At 74.8% G+C, this 14,122-nt stretch carries 12 protein-coding genes; 8 read left to right on the top strand and 4 right to left on the bottom strand.

Annotated features, from left to right (window positions below):
* Positions 1 to 42: 42 nt before the first annotated feature.
* Together ACFWU6_RS04145 and ACFWU6_RS04140 are read right to left on the bottom strand one after the other, a co-directional pair.
* Positions 43 to 858 carry an SGNH/GDSL hydrolase family protein gene (locus ACFWU6_RS04145; protein WP_383978512.1) on the bottom strand — a complete coding sequence of 272 codons (816 nt, stop codon included), beginning with the start codon at positions 856 to 858 and terminating at the stop codon, positions 43 to 45.
* A 100-nt stretch (positions 859 to 958) separates the two neighbouring features.
* Positions 959 to 1,528 carry a PadR family transcriptional regulator gene (locus ACFWU6_RS04140; RefSeq protein ID WP_383806821.1) on the bottom strand — a complete coding sequence of 190 codons (570 nt, stop codon included), beginning with the start codon at positions 1,526 to 1,528 and terminating at the stop codon, positions 959 to 961.
* Between the two features lie 89 nt (positions 1,529 to 1,617).
* Between ACFWU6_RS04140 and ACFWU6_RS04135 the strand changes: the two genes are divergently transcribed.
* The 3 genes from ACFWU6_RS04135 to ACFWU6_RS04125 all read left to right on the top strand — a co-directional run bounded on the left by ACFWU6_RS04135 (position 1,618) and on the right by ACFWU6_RS04125 (position 5,166).
* Positions 1,618 to 2,049 carry a nuclear transport factor 2 family protein gene (locus ACFWU6_RS04135; protein WP_383806824.1) on the top strand — a complete coding sequence of 144 codons (432 nt, stop codon included), beginning with the start codon at positions 1,618 to 1,620 and terminating at the stop codon, positions 2,047 to 2,049.
* A gap of 149 nt (positions 2,050 to 2,198) precedes the next feature.
* The gene (gene lon, locus ACFWU6_RS04130; protein WP_383978314.1) at positions 2,199 to 4,601 is read left to right on the top strand and encodes an endopeptidase La; all 2,403 of its coding nucleotides are present in this window, start codon (positions 2,199 to 2,201) and stop codon (positions 4,599 to 4,601) included.
* Between the two features lie 124 nt (positions 4,602 to 4,725).
* Positions 4,726 to 5,166 carry a MarR family winged helix-turn-helix transcriptional regulator gene (locus tag ACFWU6_RS04125; RefSeq protein WP_383806830.1) on the top strand — a complete coding sequence of 147 codons (441 nt, stop codon included), beginning with the start codon at positions 4,726 to 4,728 and terminating at the stop codon, positions 5,164 to 5,166.
* A gap of 155 nt (positions 5,167 to 5,321) precedes the next feature.
* Here the strand turns inward: ACFWU6_RS04125 and ACFWU6_RS04120 are convergent, their stop codons facing one another.
* Complete coding sequence (locus ACFWU6_RS04120) at positions 5,322 to 6,095, bottom strand: protein phosphatase 2C domain-containing protein (RefSeq protein WP_383978311.1); 774 nt, start codon at positions 6,093 to 6,095, stop codon at positions 5,322 to 5,324.
* Positions 6,096 to 6,492: 397 nt separating this feature from the next.
* Between ACFWU6_RS04120 and ACFWU6_RS04115 the strand changes: the two genes are divergently transcribed.
* From ACFWU6_RS04115 to ACFWU6_RS04095, 5 genes are read left to right on the top strand one after another with little or no spacing between them, the layout of a single operon-like run.
* Entirely contained in the window at positions 6,493 to 9,819 is a 3,327-nt protein-coding gene (locus ACFWU6_RS04115; protein ID WP_383978308.1) for a nitrate- and nitrite sensing domain-containing protein, read from the top strand.
* Positions 9,816 to 10,289, top strand: coding sequence for a roadblock/LC7 domain-containing protein (locus ACFWU6_RS04110; RefSeq protein WP_383803650.1), 474 nt, complete (start codon positions 9,816 to 9,818; stop codon positions 10,287 to 10,289). The genes ACFWU6_RS04115 and ACFWU6_RS04110 overlap by 4 nt, the downstream gene beginning before the upstream one ends.
* On the top strand, positions 10,286 to 10,675 hold the full coding sequence (locus ACFWU6_RS04105; protein WP_383803648.1) for a DUF742 domain-containing protein: 390 nt from the start codon (positions 10,286 to 10,288) through the stop codon (positions 10,673 to 10,675). The genes ACFWU6_RS04110 and ACFWU6_RS04105 overlap by 4 nt, the downstream gene beginning before the upstream one ends.
* The gene (locus ACFWU6_RS04100) at positions 10,656 to 11,276 is read left to right on the top strand and encodes an ATP/GTP-binding protein (RefSeq protein ID WP_383803646.1); all 621 of its coding nucleotides are present in this window, start codon (positions 10,656 to 10,658) and stop codon (positions 11,274 to 11,276) included. The genes ACFWU6_RS04105 and ACFWU6_RS04100 overlap by 20 nt, the downstream gene beginning before the upstream one ends.
* Before the next feature lie 31 nt (positions 11,277 to 11,307).
* Positions 11,308 to 12,630: a styrene monooxygenase/indole monooxygenase family protein gene (locus tag ACFWU6_RS04095; RefSeq protein WP_383978305.1), complete on the top strand. Its 1,323-nt coding sequence runs from the start codon at positions 11,308 to 11,310 to the stop codon at positions 12,628 to 12,630.
* Here the strand turns inward: ACFWU6_RS04095 and ACFWU6_RS04090 are convergent.
* The gene (locus ACFWU6_RS04090) at positions 12,519 to 13,739 is read right to left on the bottom strand and encodes an NlpC/P60 family protein (protein WP_383978302.1); all 1,221 of its coding nucleotides are present in this window, start codon (positions 13,737 to 13,739) and stop codon (positions 12,519 to 12,521) included. The genes ACFWU6_RS04095 and ACFWU6_RS04090 overlap by 112 nt on opposite strands.
* Positions 13,740 to 14,122 lie beyond the last annotated feature (383 nt).

Genomic DNA, 14,122 nt, shown 5'->3' with positions numbered 1-14,122 from the left:
CGGACCGGGCAGTGCCGAGGACGGCGGCTCGGCGGACCGCCCTCAGGGTGCGTCCTGCGGCCGGGCAGGCACCGTACGCCCCCCGGCCCCCGGCGGCCCCTCCGCTCCGGGGGTGACGACGGGCGCCAGGAGCGGGCGCTTCGCCGTACGGCCGTCCCCGCTGGACCGACCGCGCAGGCGGCGGCCGATCCAGGGCCCCAGGAAGCCGGCCGCCCAGCGCAGTTCGGCCGCCAGCGCCTGCGCGGCGCCGGGGACCGCCCGGGGCGGCAGCGGGTGCGTCCAGGCGTCGTCGGTGCCGGGCAGGAGCAGGGTGTGGGCCGCGGCCGCGGCGATCCGCTCGTGCCCCACGGGGCCGGCGTGCAGCCGGTCCGCCGTCCACAGCCGCGGGTCGGTCGTGACCGCGTACCCGCCGGTCTCGACGACCGTGACCCCGTGCCGCGAGGCGGCCGCGCGGACCCGGGCGTTCAGATCGGTCAGGCGCGGCGCGAGCGGACGGGCCAGGGGCGCGATCTTCGACAGGTCCGGGAAGGCGAGGGTGAACACGTGGGCCCCGGAGGCCGTGAGCGCGGCGAACACCGCCTCCAGCTCCCCGGCCACCCCCGCCGCGTCGTACCGCGGCCGGAGCAGGTCGTTGACCCCGGCCACCACGGAGACCAGGTCGGGCTCCAGGGCCAGGGCGGGCTCCAGCTGCTCGGCGCGGACCTGGCGGGCGGTGCGTCCGCGTACGGCGAGGTTCGCGTACATGAGCGCGGGGTCGGCGGTCGCGAGCAGCTCCGCGAGCCGGTCGGCCCAGCCGCGCAGCCCGGTGGCGTCGTCGCCGTCGCCCACCCCCTCGGTCTGGCTGTCGCCGAGGGCCACGTAGCGCGCGTACCCGCGGTATCCGGCGGCGCGGTGCCCCGTTCCGGGGCGTGCGTCCTCTCCGGGGCGCGCGTCCTTCCGCTGCCCGGTTCCGGGCAGGTCAGCGTCCCGCACGGGGCACCTCCCGCTCCCGCAGGACCGCGGCGGTGCCCCGGCACCAGTCCCGGTGCTCCTGCTCGAAGGCCAGGCCGCGCCGGCACGTCAGGTACGGGCCGACGGGTGCGCCGTGGCGCAGGAACTCCTCCTCGTCCACGTCGCCGCGCATCCGGGCCAGCAGCTTGGCGAGCAGCTCGATCTTGGCCTCGGCGGCGGCCGCGCGCGCCTCCAGCTGCGCGATCACCGGCCCGGCGTCGACGCGGTCGATGCCCTGGACCTTCACGAGGAGGTCGTCCCGGATGAACGAGGGCTTCGACGGGGCCGCCGCGAAGCGCTCCAGCTCGGCGAGCCCGGCGTCGGTGACCCGGAAGAGCCGCTTGTTGGGGCGGGTCTCCTGCACCACCTGGCGGCCCGTGACCAGCCCGTCCGCCTCCAGCTTGGCCAACTCGGCGTAGAGCTGCTGGGGCAGGGCGTGCCAGAAGTTCGCCACCCCCAGGTCGAAGGCCTTGGCCAGCTCGTAACCGCTGAACTCCCCGTCCAGCAGCGCCGCCAGTACGGCATGTCTCAACGCCATCGAGGCACTCCCTCCACCCGCTCCCTTGTCCGCACCCGCATCCTACTCAAGAATATGACTAATCACATTCTTGAGTACCAGGAGGGTTCATGGACACCGCTGACACCACCACCGCACGCTTCCGCGCGGCCGTCGAGGCGCGCGACCTCGCCGCCATGGCGGGGCTGTTCACCGAGGACGTCCGCCTCTACAGCCCCGTCACGTTCACCCCCTTCGAGGGCCGGCCCGCGGTGCTCGGGCTCCTCGGGGTCCTGCTGCGCACCTTCGAGGACTTCCGCTACGTCGGACAGCTGGAGGGCACGGCCGAGACCGGCGGGGACGGCGGGGAGCGGGCCCCGTCGGAGATCCTGATCTTCCGGGCCGTGGTGAACGGCCGGCAGATCCACGGGCTGGACCTCTTCCAGTTCGACGGGGACGGCCTGATCAAGGAGCTGACGGTGATGGTCCGCCCCTTGTCCGCGGTCCAGGCCCTCGGCGAGGCGGTCCGCAAGGGCCTGGCCGCCGACGGCCTCCTCCCCTAGCCCGGGGCTCCAGTCCGAGGCCCTGGCACGAGGCCCTGGAGCGGTACCCCTCCGGCCCGTTCGCCCCGGGCGAACGGGCCGTGGGGAACATCGGGCGGCGCAGCTGCATTGAGTCGGCATAGCTCAACTTCACTGCCGGAGGGAAAATCATGGCTTCGACGTCCGTCACGCTCACCCTGCCCGTACTGCCGCTCGACGACGAGGTCGTGCTGCCGGGGATGGTCGTACCGCTGGACCTCTCCGACGCGGAGGTGCGCGGCGCCGTGGAAGCGGCCCAGGCCGCCGCCGGCACCGGAAAGCCCCAGGTGCTGCTCGTGCCGCGGGTCGACGGGACGTACGCGGCCACCGGCGTCCTCGGAACCGTCGAGCAGGTCGGGCGGCTGTCCGACGGCGACCCCGGGGCGCTCATCCGCGGCCGGAGCCGGGTCCGCATCGGCGCCGGCACCACCGGACCCGGAGCCGCGCTCTGGGTCGAGGGGGAGACCGTCGACGAGGAGGTGCCCGACCCGCTGCCCGGCGCCGTCGCCGAACTCGTCACCGAGTACAAGGCGCTCGCCACCAGCTGGCTCAAGAAGCGCGGGGCCTGGCAGGTCGTGGACCGCGTCCAGCAGATCGAGGGCGTCTCCGCCCTCGCCGACAACTCCGGCTACTCGCCCTTCCTGACGCTGGCCCAGAAGGTGGAACTGCTGGAGACGGCCGACCCCGTCGCCCGGCTGAGGCTCGCCGTCAAGGCGCTCAGCGACCACCTCGCCGAGCAGGACGTCGCCGAGTCCATCGCCAAGGACGTCCAGGACGGGGTCGACAAGCAGCAGCGCGAATTCCTGCTCCGCCGCCAGCTGGAGGCCGTACGCAAGGAACTGCGCGAGCTGAACGGCGAGAAGGACGGCGAGGAGTCCGACGACTACCGCACCCGCGTCGAGGCCGCCGACCTCCCCGAGAAGGTGCGCGAGGCCGCGCTCAAGGAGGTCGAGAAGCTGGAGCGGGCCAGCGATCAGAGCCCCGAGGGCTCCTGGATCCGCACCTGGCTCGACACCGTCCTCGAACTGCCCTGGAACGAGCGGACCGAGGACGCGTACGACATCCGGGGCGCCCGCGCCGTGCTCGACGCCGAGCACGCCGGGCTGAGCGACGTGAAGGACCGCATCACCGAGTACCTCGCCGTGCGCAAGCGGCGCGGCGAGCGCGGCATGGGCGTGATCGGCGGCCGCCGCGGCGGCGCCGTGCTCGCGCTCGTCGGACCTCCTGGGGTCGGAAAAACCTCCTTGGGTGAATCCGTGGCCCACGCAATGGGCCGCACGTTCGTCCGGGTCGCGCTGGGCGGCGTGCGGGACGAGGCCGAGGTGCGCGGCCACCGCCGCACCTACGTCGGCGCCCTGCCGGGCCGGATCGTACGGGCCATCAGGGAAGCCGGGTCCATGAACCCGGTGGTGCTCCTCGACGAGATCGACAAGGTGGGCTCCGACTTCCGCGGCGACCCCGCGGCCGCCCTGCTGGAAGTGCTCGACCCGGCGCAGAACCACACCTTCCGCGACCACTACCTGGAGGTCGAGCTCGACCTCAGCGACGTGGTCTTCCTGGCCACCGCCAACGTCCTGGAGGCCATCCCGGAGGCGCTCGCCGACCGGATGGAGATCGTCCGGCTCGACGGCTACACCGAGGACGAGAAGGTGGTCATCGCCCGCGACCACCTGCTGCCGCGGCAGCTGGAACGGGCCGGCCTGTCAGCCGACGAGGTGGTCCTGGAGGACGCCGCGCTCCGCAGGCTCGCCGGCGAGTACACCCGCGAGGCGGGCGTGCGCACCCTGGAGCGGTCCCTGGCCCGGCTGCTGCGCAAGGTCGCCTCCCAGCACGAACTGGGCGAACGGGAACTGCCCCTGCGGATCGGCGCCGACGACCTGCGCGCGCTGATCGGTCGCCCGCACCACGTCCCGGAGTCCGCGCAGGACCCCGCCGAGCGGCGCACGGCCGTACCCGGCGTCGCCACCGGCCTGGCGGTCACCGGCGCGGGCGGCGACGTGCTGTTCGTGGAGGCCTCGCTGGCCGACCCCGAGACGGGCGCCGCCGGGCTCACGCTCACCGGCCAGCTGGGCGACGTCATGAAGGAGTCGGCGCAGATCGCGCTGAGCTTCCTGCGCTCGCACGGCGCCGAGCTGGAACTCCCGGTGGCCGACCTGAAGGACCGGGGCGTGCACATCCACTTCCCGGCGGGCGCGGTGCCCAAGGACGGGCCGAGCGCGGGCGTCACCATGACGACGGCGCTCGCCTCGCTGCTCTCCGGACGGCAGGTCCGCACCGACGTCGCGATGACCGGCGAGGTCTCGCTCACCGGACGGGTGCTCCCGATCGGCGGGGTCAAGCAGAAGCTGCTGGCCGCGCACCGGGCCGGACTGACCACCGTCATCATCCCGAAGCGGAACGAGGCGGATCTGGACGACGTGCCGGCCGAGGTGCTGGAGGGGCTGGAGGTGCACCCGGTGACGGACGTACGCCAGGTCCTGGAGCTCGCCCTGGACCGGGCGACGGCGGGGGTGCCCGTGACCGCGGCCGCCTGACCCGCCGGAGGCGCCCGGAGGGCGGCCGTCCGGACGGCCCGGGGCTCCGCCGCGGCGGGGCCCCGGGCCGCCGGCGTGCCCGCTGGGAAATACTGGGCCCCACACACCACCGAAGGAGCGGGACGTGCACGGGAGTGAAGACCAGGAGTTCCTTGCCCTGGAGCGGGAGCTGTCCGTCTTCCTCCGGCGGGCCCGGGCCTCGTCCGGGGAGATGGCGCGCGAGCTGCACCCGGAGCTGGAGCCCGCCGCGTACGGACTCCTCACCCGGCTGGAGGCCGCCGACCGCCAGCGGGCCACGGAGCTCGCCGCGTACTTCGGCGTCGGCAAGGCCACGATGAGCCGTCAGCTGCGGGCCCTGGAGGTCCTGGGCCTGGTGGCCCGCGAGCCCGATCCCGCCGACGGCCGGGCCTTCCTGGTCGGCCTCACGGACGAGGGCCGGAAGCGCTTCCTGCGGGTACGGGACGCCCGGCGCGAGCAGTACATGCGCAAGCTCGCCGACTGGGACCGCGGGGAAGTGGCGGAACTGGCCCGACTGCTGAACCAGTTGAACCAGGGCGCGGAGTAGCCCTCCGTCCCTGTCGGGCGCGCCCCCTGTCCGGCGCGCCCCCTGTCCGGCGGGCCCCCCGCCCGGCGCGCCGTCCGGCTGCACGAGCCCCGGTTGTGCGACCCCGGGGTGGAGCGCTCCCGGGTGTACGGCCCTTCCGTCCGGCGGCCCCGGCCCTACAGCTCCGCGTACGCCGCCGAGGCGTCGTCGTGGCGCTTGTGGCGGGCCGGCGGGCGGGCCGGGTCGCACTCCAGGGCGCGGACCCGGTCGATCAGGCCCTGCGCGCCCTCCTTTCGCAGCACCGCCAGGCACTGGGCCCAGTCGCCCTCCCCGAACGTGTCCGTCCACCGGCTCGCCCCGTCCGTCAGCGCGGCCACCGCCCGGACCAGCCCGCGCGGCGTGCGCCCCGTCACGGCGCGGGCCGCCACCGCCGGATCCGCCGCCGCCGTGAAGAAGCCGCCCTCCGCGTTGCGCAGCGCGTCCGTCGCCGCCACCGACCGCAGCACCTCGCGCGGGACGCGGTCCAGCCGGTCGTCGAGGACCGCGGCCACCTCGCCGTCGGGCGCCTGGAGGAGCAGGACGGAGTCGGACAGCACCAGGTGCTCCACGTACGCCCCGTCCCAGCGGACCACGACGACCGTCGCCTGCGGAGTCCGCACGTGAGAAAGGTCACAGGTGGCATGGTGTGCGTCGGCCGTGTCGCGGACGGCTTCGGCCAGGATGCGGTCCAGCGGCATGTCCCGCCGCGATCCGGACAGTTCGGTCAATCGGCCGCCGAGCCGCGCCGTGAACCACGGCACTCCGTGCACGCACCCGTCGCCCCCGCGCGGCGGCGTGACCCCGTCCAGGGCGACCAGGACACCGCCGCCCGAGGCCGGGATCGCCGCCGACAGCCAGTCCTCATTGGGGCGTTCCGCGCTGCCGGGGGCCGATGCGAGGTCGATGCGCATACGGACATACTGCCCCGCGGGGCGGGCGGCGCACGGCCAGGGCCGTACCCGCGCGGGAGGGGTCGGACGGGCCGTTCCCGGGCCGCCCGCGGACCCCCGGAGCCGGGTGCGCCGCGCCCCCGGCGGTGTGGGCGGGCATCCTGCCAAAGCCCCCGCCGATCTTTCAACCGGCCGTCCACGGGCGCGCTCTGACACGGGGTGTCCGAGTTGGTGGCCAACTCATCCGTGATGTTCACTCGTTCGAGTGGCCGGGTGGGCGTTGTGAGGCTCTCTCCCCATCACACTGCAAAGGTCTGTGGCGGTACGAGGGGGCAGGGGGCGTTTACTTGTTGACCGGCCGTTACCTCGGCCACACGAGTAGACGAGCTAGAGCCCACGTACAGGATTGCGAGCACCGGTGCAGAAGAAGCGGTCTCGGAAGAACGGCACCGCCCTCGACGGCCCGGCCCCCGCAGGACGCCGCGTCCGCGTGCGCCGCAGGCTGGTCGTCGGCGTAGCCGTCGCCGGCCTCACCGTCCTCGCCGCCGGCGCACCCGCCGTGGTGTCCGCGACGAGGGAACTCAACGACTCCCAGGGCCTGGTCACCCTCGCCGAGGAGACCGGCCAGACCCTCACCCTCGCGCACCTCCTCGGCGACGAGCGCGACGCCGTCGTCGAGTACGCCGCCAAGGGGCGCCCCGCCGCCGCCAAGGAGGCCGTCGCGGAGCGCACCGCCCGCACCGACCGGCAGCTCGCCGAAGTACGGGCCGAGGCCGGCGAGGAGACCGCCCGCGCCCTCGGCCGGATCCAGGCCGTCCGTACCGAGGCCGTCGACGGCAAGGGCAGCCCCCTCGCCGCCCACCAGGCCTACGCCGGGCTCATCGCCGAACTCCTCGCCCCGGGCGACCGGCTCGCCGAGCTGACCCCGCCGCGCGCCGGAGCCGCCCTCGCCACCACCCGCCCCCTCGCCCCGCTGGGCCAGGCCGTGGAACAGGCCTCGGCCACCCGTGGACTGCTGCTCGCCGCGCTGGCCGTCCCCCGCGGCGAGCAGCTCCCCAACTCCGCCGTCGTGGACGAGCTCACCACCGCCGCGCAGCGGGCCCGCGTACGGGAACAGGCCGCCCTGGAGGACTTCGCCCGGGCCGCCCGCCCCGACGTACGCCAGACCCTCGCCGCCACCGTCACCGGCCCCGAGGTCAAGGCGGCCGACGACCACCTCAAGCGCCTCACCGACCGCCCCACGCTGACGCCGGCCGACCGCAAGGCCGACGCGGCCGCCGTCGGGTCCGCGCTCACCGCGCGCATCGACCGCATGCGGTCCGTGGAGTCCACCCTCGCGGGCCAGCGGGCCACCGCCCTCGCCACCCTGCGCGACGACGACGTGACCCGGCTGGAGACCGTCGTCGCCGCACTCGGACTGCTGTTCCTCTTCTCCGTCGGCTTCGCCACCGCCGTCGCCCGCTCGCTGACCCGCCCGCTGTCGGTGCTGCGCCGCGGCGCGGAGCGGCTGGCGACCCCGGAGGGCTCGGTCGAGCCCGTGCGCTTCACCGGCCGCAACGACGAGTTCGCCGAGGTCGTACGCCACCTGAACGCCGTGCGCGACCAGACGGTGTCCCTGCACACCCGGATCGCCGGGCTCGACGCCGACCGCCGCCGGATCATCGGCCGCAACGAGGCGCTGGCCTCCAGCCGCGAAGTGCTGGACGAGGAGCTCTCGAAGCTGCGGGCGGGCCTGGAGGAGCACCGGCGCGTCATGTCGACGACCTCCGTCTCGCTCTCGCTGCGCACCCTGGGCCTGGTGGAGCGCCAGCTCGCGGTCATCGAGGAGCTGGAGTCCAAGGAGCAGGACCCGGACCGGCTGGCGACCCTCTTCAAGCTGGACCACCTGGCCACCGTGATGCGCCGCCACAACGAGAACCTGCTGGTTCTGGCCGGTCAGGAACACGGTCACGGCCAGGCGCTGCCGGTGCCGCTGGTCGACGTCATGCGGGCCGCCGTCAGCGAGATCGAGCGCTACGAGCGGGTCGACCTCGCGGCGCTGCCCTCCGCCGTCCAGGTCGCGGGGCACGCGGCCGACGACATCTCGCACGTGCTGGCCGAGCTGCTGGAGAACGCGACGACGTTCTCGCCGCCGGAGGTCAAGGTGCGGGTGTCCGGCTGGGTGCTGGACTCCGGCGACGTGGTCCTGTCCGTCGTGGACGAGGGCATCGGCGTCACCGAGGACCGGCTGGAATCGCTGAACTCCCGCCTGTCCACGCCGGAGGCGTACGACGAGGAGCCGGAGGCCGAGCACGGGTTGGGCCTCGGCCTCTACGTGGCCGGCCGGCTCGCGGCACGGCACGGGGTCACCGCCGAGCTGCGCGCCCCGCGGCACGGCGGAACGGAGGCCCTGGTGGTCGTCCCGGCGGCGCTGCTGCCCACGGGCCCGCCGACCTCGGCGGTCCACGCGCTGACCGCGCCGGGCGCGTCCTCCCTCCAGCTGCCGGGTTTCATCGCCGAGGCGAACGAGAACACCCTCCCGACACGCCGCCGCGGCCCGGCCTCGGCGACTTCGGCCCCGGTGTCGGCGTCGGCCTCGTCCGAGGAACCCTCCGCGGACGCGCCCGACCCGGACGCGCCCGTCCCCACCCCCGGCGCGGACCCGGCCGGGTCCGTTCCGGCCGGGCTCCCGGAGCCCGGGACCTCCCCGGCCGACGCCCCGCCCGGGTGGACCGCCGAACCGCAGGTGGAGCCGGTCCCGTACGCCGAGCCCACCCCCGGCGCGGACCCGGCCGGGTCCGTTCCGGCCGGGCTCCCGGAGCCCGGGACCTCCCCGGCCGACGCCCCGCCCGGGTGGACCGCTGAACCGCAGGTGGAGCCGGTCCCGTACGCCGAGCCCGCCGACGGCGCGCAGCCCGCCGGGCCCGACGCCGCCCCCCGTATCCCGGCGCCCGCCTCCGAGCCCGCCGACCCCGCCGCGGCCACCGGGTCCGTCCCGGCAACCGCTGACGACGCCGGTCCCGGCATCCCGACGCCCGCCGCCCGGACCCCGGAGCCCGCCGACCCCGCCGCCACCGGGTCCGACCCCGCCGACGCCGCCGAATCCGCCTACGACGCCGACGCGCAGGCGAACCGGCCCGAGGCCACGGCCGCCGTGCTGCCCTTGTCGGCCATGCCCGGCGCCGCGGACCTCCCGGAGCACACCGACGCAACGTCCGCCGCTCAGGCCCCGGCCCCAACCCAGGCCCCGGCCCCGACAGCCGAGCCCGCCGCAGGCGACACGGCCGCCGACCCCGACGCCCCCCGTGAGCCCGCCGCAGGCGACCAGGCCCCGGCCGCGCCCGCCCCCGAGGAGCAGCTCCTCGCCCGGGTCGTCCCCGACGCCCCGGACCCGCACACCCACACCCACACCCACACCCCGGCCGAGGGGAACTGGCTGCCCCGACAGGGCAGCCACCCGGCCGACACCGGGCACACCGCGGACACGACAGACACCGCCGAGCCCGCCGAGGCCGTCACCGACAAGGGCCTGCCGAAGCGGACCCCGCGCACCGTCGCCGCCGGCCGCGCGGACGACGTACGCCCCGACCCGCCGCGTCGGGTCGACGCAGACGAACTGCGCCGCCGGCTCGGTGGCTTCTACCAGGGCGCCCAGGACGGGCGCCGGGTCGTGGCCGCCGAACTGGCCGGCGACCACGACCACACGCAGGACCGGGGGCAGGACCAGACCGACCAGGGGGACACCGCACAGGAGGCACGCACATGACCGCGCCCAGTACGTACGGACTGAGCACCCAGGCCCGCAACCTGCAGTGGCTGCTGACCGACCTCGTCGAGGAGGTGCCCGGCGTCAACTCCGTCGCCGTCGTCTCCTCCGACGGGCTCCTGCTGCTCTCCTCCGATCCAGGGGCGGAAGCCGCGCAGGACCGCCCCAAGGGCCCCCGCGGGGCCTCGGCCGACCTCGCCACCATCGTCTCCGGCCTGGGCAGCCTCACCACCGGCGCCGCCGCCCTCATGGACGGCGGCTCCGTCAAACAGACCATGGTGGCGATGGAGCACGGCTCCGTCTTCGTCATGGCCATCAGCGACGGCTCCCTGCTCGGCGTGCACGCCACGCCCGACTGCGACATGAGCGTCGTCGCCTACCACATGGCCCTGTTCGTCGGCCGCGCCGGCCACGTCCTGACCCCCGAAGTCCGCAGCGAGCTGCGCCAGTCGATGGAGAACACCCCGTGAGGAGTCCGGCCTCCGAACGGCTGCCGATACGCGGCGCCGATCGCCGTCCCGCCCGCGTCCGCCCGTACTCCCTCACGGGCGGCCGCACCCGCTTCGCGCACGTCCTGCTCGTCGAGACCTTCGTCGCGACCCTGGACGCCAGGGTGTCGGAGCCGCAGAAGCCCGACCGGATGCCCGAGATGCCGGCCATAGTCGAGCTCTGCCGCCGCATGCGCACGATCGCCGAGGTCGCGGCCCTGCTGAAGCTGCCCCTCGGTGTCGTCCGCGTCCTGGTCAGCGACCTCGCCGACCAGGGAAGGATTCGCGTCTACGGCAGTGGCCACGGCACCGGCCGGCCCGAACGCGCGCTGCTCGAAAGGGTGCTCAGTGGGCTTCGCCGTCTCTGACCTCCAGGCGCCGGCCGACGAGCCCGCACAGCCCTGGCAGTACGACCGCTCCCGCGCGCCCGTCGCCGTGAAGGTGCTGGTCGCGGGCGGCTTCGGCGTCGGCAAGACCACCTTCGTCTCCTCCGTCTCCGAGATCGCCCCGCTGCGCACCGAGGCGGTGATGACCCAGGCCAGCCTCCCGACCGACGACCTGTCCGCGACCCCGGACAAGAACACCACCACCGTCGCCATGGACTTCGGCCGCGTCACCCTCGACGACGACCTCGTGCTGTACGTGTACGGCACGCCGGGCCAGAAGCGGTTCTGGTTCATGTGGGACGACCTGGTGCGCGGGGCCGTCGGCGGGATCGTCCTGGCCGACACCCGCCGACTGCGCGACTCCTTCCCGGCGCTCGACTACTTCGAGAGCTGCGGGCTCCCGTACGCCGTCGCCGTCAACCACTTCGAGGGCACACCGTCCTACGAGCCCGAGGACGTGCGCGAGGCCCTCACCGTCCCGCCCCACGTCCCCGTGGTGGTCATGGACGCGCGACGCCGCTCCACGGTCGTCGAATCCCTCCTGACGCTGGTGGCGCACGCCCTCGACAGCACTCCCGAATAGCACCGACCAGACCGAATCGAGAACGTGAGACATGCGCAAGATACTCGTGGTCGGAGCCGGTCAGTCCGGCCTCCAGCTCGCCCTCGGACTCCAGTCGAAGGGCTACGACGTTACCCTGATGTCCAACCGGACGGCGGACGAGATCCGCACCGGGCGGGTCATGTCCACGCAATGCATGTTCGACACGGCGCTCCAGCACGAGCGCGACCTCCAGCTCAACTTCTGGGAGCACCAGGCCCCCAAGATCCAGGGCGTGGGCGTCTCCGTCGGCGCCCCCGACGCCGGCCGTCCGGTCGACTGGCTCGGCCGCCTCAAGGGCTACGCGCAATCGGTCGACCAGCGCCTGAAGATGGCGGGCTGGCTCGACGCCTTCGTCCAGCGCGGCGGCCAGCTGGTCGTCCACGGGGCCTCCGTCGCCGACCTCGACTACTTCTCCCGGACGTACGACCTGGTGCTGGTCGCGGCGGGCAAGGGCGAGCTGGTCTCGATGTTCGGCCGCGACGCCGCGCGCTCCCCGTACGAGGCCCCGCAGCGGGCGCTCGCCGTCAGCTACGTGCACGGACTCGGCCCGCGCCCCGAACACCCGGACACCGAGGCGGTCCGCTGCAATCTGGTGCCGGGCGTCGGCGAGCTCTTCGTGATGCCCACCCTCACCACCTCCGGGCGCGCGGACATCCTGTTCTGGGAGGGCGTCCCGGGCGGCCCCGTCGACGCCTTCAACGGGGTCAAGGACCCGGCGGCGCACCTGGCGCTCACGCTGGAGCTGATGGAGCGGTTCACGCCGTGGGAGCACGCCAGGGCGACGGAGGTCGAGCTCACGGACGCGGGCGCCACCCTCGCCGGCCGCTACGCGCCGGTGGTCCGCAACCCGGTCGGCCGCCTCCCCGGCGGGGGGCTGGTGCTGGGCGTCGCCGACGTCGTGGTGGCCAACGACCCGATCACCGGACAGGGTTCGAACTCCGCCGCCAAGTGCGCCGCCTCGTACCTCTCGTCGATCCTGATGCACGGCGACAAGCCGTTCGACGAGGCGTGGATGAAGGCCACCTTCGACAAGTTCTGGTTCACCACCGGCAAGCCGGTGACCCAGTGGACGAACGCGATGCTGGGCGTCCCGCCGGAGCACGTGCTGAACCTGATCGGTGCGGCCGGGCAGCTCCAGCCGGTGGCGGATCGATTCGCCAACGGCTTCGACAACCCGGCCGACTTCGACGGGTACTTCTACGACCCCGAGGACACGGCGGACTACCTGGCCGAGGTCTCCGCGTCGGTGGCCGCGGCCCCGGCGGGCACCCCGGGCGAGTCCTCCCCGGCCGCGGCCCCGGCGGGCACCCCGGGCGCCTCCTCGGAGGAGTAGCCGGCGTCGTCCCCCGCCCCGGCCGGGTCGGCCTCCCCGCCCAGCGGCGGGGGGACGAACCGGTCGAGCGGGGCCCCGTCCGGGTCCGGCCGGACCGCCCCCAACAGCGGGTTCGCGGCGATCGGCGACACCTTCACCCTCGCCCCCGGGCGCGGGGCCTGGATGACCTTGCCGTCCCCGATGTAGAGCCCCACGTGGGTCGCCTTCGGGAAGTACACGACGAGGTCCCCGGGCCGCAGCCGGTCCAGCGGCACCTTCGGCAGCCGCGCCCACTGCTCCTGGCTGGTCCGCGGGATCGAGCGGCCGGCGTGCGCCCAGGCCTGCGAGGTCAGCCCGGAGCAGTCGAAGGACGCCGGCCCCTCGGCGCCCCACACGTACGGCTTCCCGATCTGCGCCGCCGCGTACGTGAGGGCCGCGCCGCCGGCGGCGGTGGGCGTACCGGTACGGTCCGGCAGCCGGCCGGAGTCCACCAGCTCGCGCTGCGCCCCGGCGGTGTTCGCGGCCTCGCGCGCGCCGAGCTGCGCGAGCTGCTCGGGGGTCAGCGAGGCCAGCAGCCGCTCCACCTCCTTGAGCTGCGCCCCGACCTCCTCCTTCTGACGTCTCTGCTGCGCGGCCAGCGCCCGCTGGGCGTCCAGGGCCTTGCGGGCGCGGGCGGCGAGCGCGTCGGCCCGCTGCTCGCCCCGGGCCAGCCGCGCCAGTACGCCGGCCCGGCGCTCGCCCTCACGGGCGGCGAGCCGGCGCTGGTCGAGGGCAGCCTGGGGGTCGGCGGAGAGCAGCATCCGGGTGTACGGGGACAGGCCGCGGCCGCCCTGGTACTGCTCCCGGGCCAGCCGCCCGGCAAGGGCCTTCTCGGCGCCGAGTGCGCCACGGGCCTTCCCGAGTTCCGCGTTCAGCCGGTGCTCCTCGTCGAGCCGGGCGCCGAGCGCCACCTCGGTGGCGTTGTAGGCCTCCGTGGCCTCCTCTGCCTTCTGGTACAGCCCTTGGAGCCGGGTCAGGAGCACGCCGACGGACTCGGCTTCGGGGAGGGGCTCGGCGCTTGCGCCGGGGGTGGGGCAGGCTGCGAGGAGCAGCGCGACGATGCAGGCGGCGCGGAGCGGCCGATGAGACATGGGATCACCTCCGAGGCGGCCGATGCTGCCACGCCCGGTATGACAAATCCCCCACCGGTGTCGGCGAGCTGGGCGGGGTCACCCGGGTGGGGGTAGGGGGTGGGGCTTGGGGGGCTTTGGGGGGGCTTTGGGGGGCGACGGTGGGGCGGGGGCTTCGGGAGGTGGGGCGGGGGTGGTGGGGGCGGGGGCTTCGGCGGGGCGGGAGCGGGCGGGTTTGGGGGGTTCCCGTCAGTCTCATCGTCTCTCCGGGTCGGGCCGGTCCCTCAAGGGCGCTCCTCCTTCGTCGTAGCGTCGCTTCGCGATGGCCTTCGGCCACCCTTGACCGACCGTCCCGCCCCGGACATACGAAGACTGTCGGGAACCCCCCAAAGGAACGGGCCGGG

Origin of the sequence: Streptomyces sp. NPDC058674 (assembly GCF_042716505.1) — a bacterium.
Lineage (GTDB): Bacteria > Actinomycetota > Actinomycetes > Streptomycetales > Streptomycetaceae > Streptomyces.
This window is presented reverse-complemented; position numbering and strand designations above follow the sequence as displayed.

Coding starts and splice junctions, on each gene's coding strand:
- ACFWU6_RS04140 (WP_383806821.1), bottom strand. CDS start 1,528: ATGGCGTTGAGACATGCCGTACTGGCGGCGCTGCTGGACGGGGAGTTC.
- ACFWU6_RS04135 (WP_383806824.1), top strand. CDS start 1,618: ATGGACACCGCTGACACCACCACCGCACGCTTCCGCGCGGCCGTCGAG.
- lon (WP_383978314.1), top strand. CDS start 2,199: ATGGCTTCGACGTCCGTCACGCTCACCCTGCCCGTACTGCCGCTCGAC.
- ACFWU6_RS04120 (WP_383978311.1), bottom strand. CDS start 6,095: ATGCGCATCGACCTCGCATCGGCCCCCGGCAGCGCGGAACGCCCCAAT.
- ACFWU6_RS04110 (WP_383803650.1), top strand. CDS start 9,816: ATGACCGCGCCCAGTACGTACGGACTGAGCACCCAGGCCCGCAACCTG.
- ACFWU6_RS04095 (WP_383978305.1), top strand. CDS start 11,308: ATGCGCAAGATACTCGTGGTCGGAGCCGGTCAGTCCGGCCTCCAGCTC.
- ACFWU6_RS04090 (WP_383978302.1), bottom strand. CDS start 13,739: ATGTCTCATCGGCCGCTCCGCGCCGCCTGCATCGTCGCGCTGCTCCTC.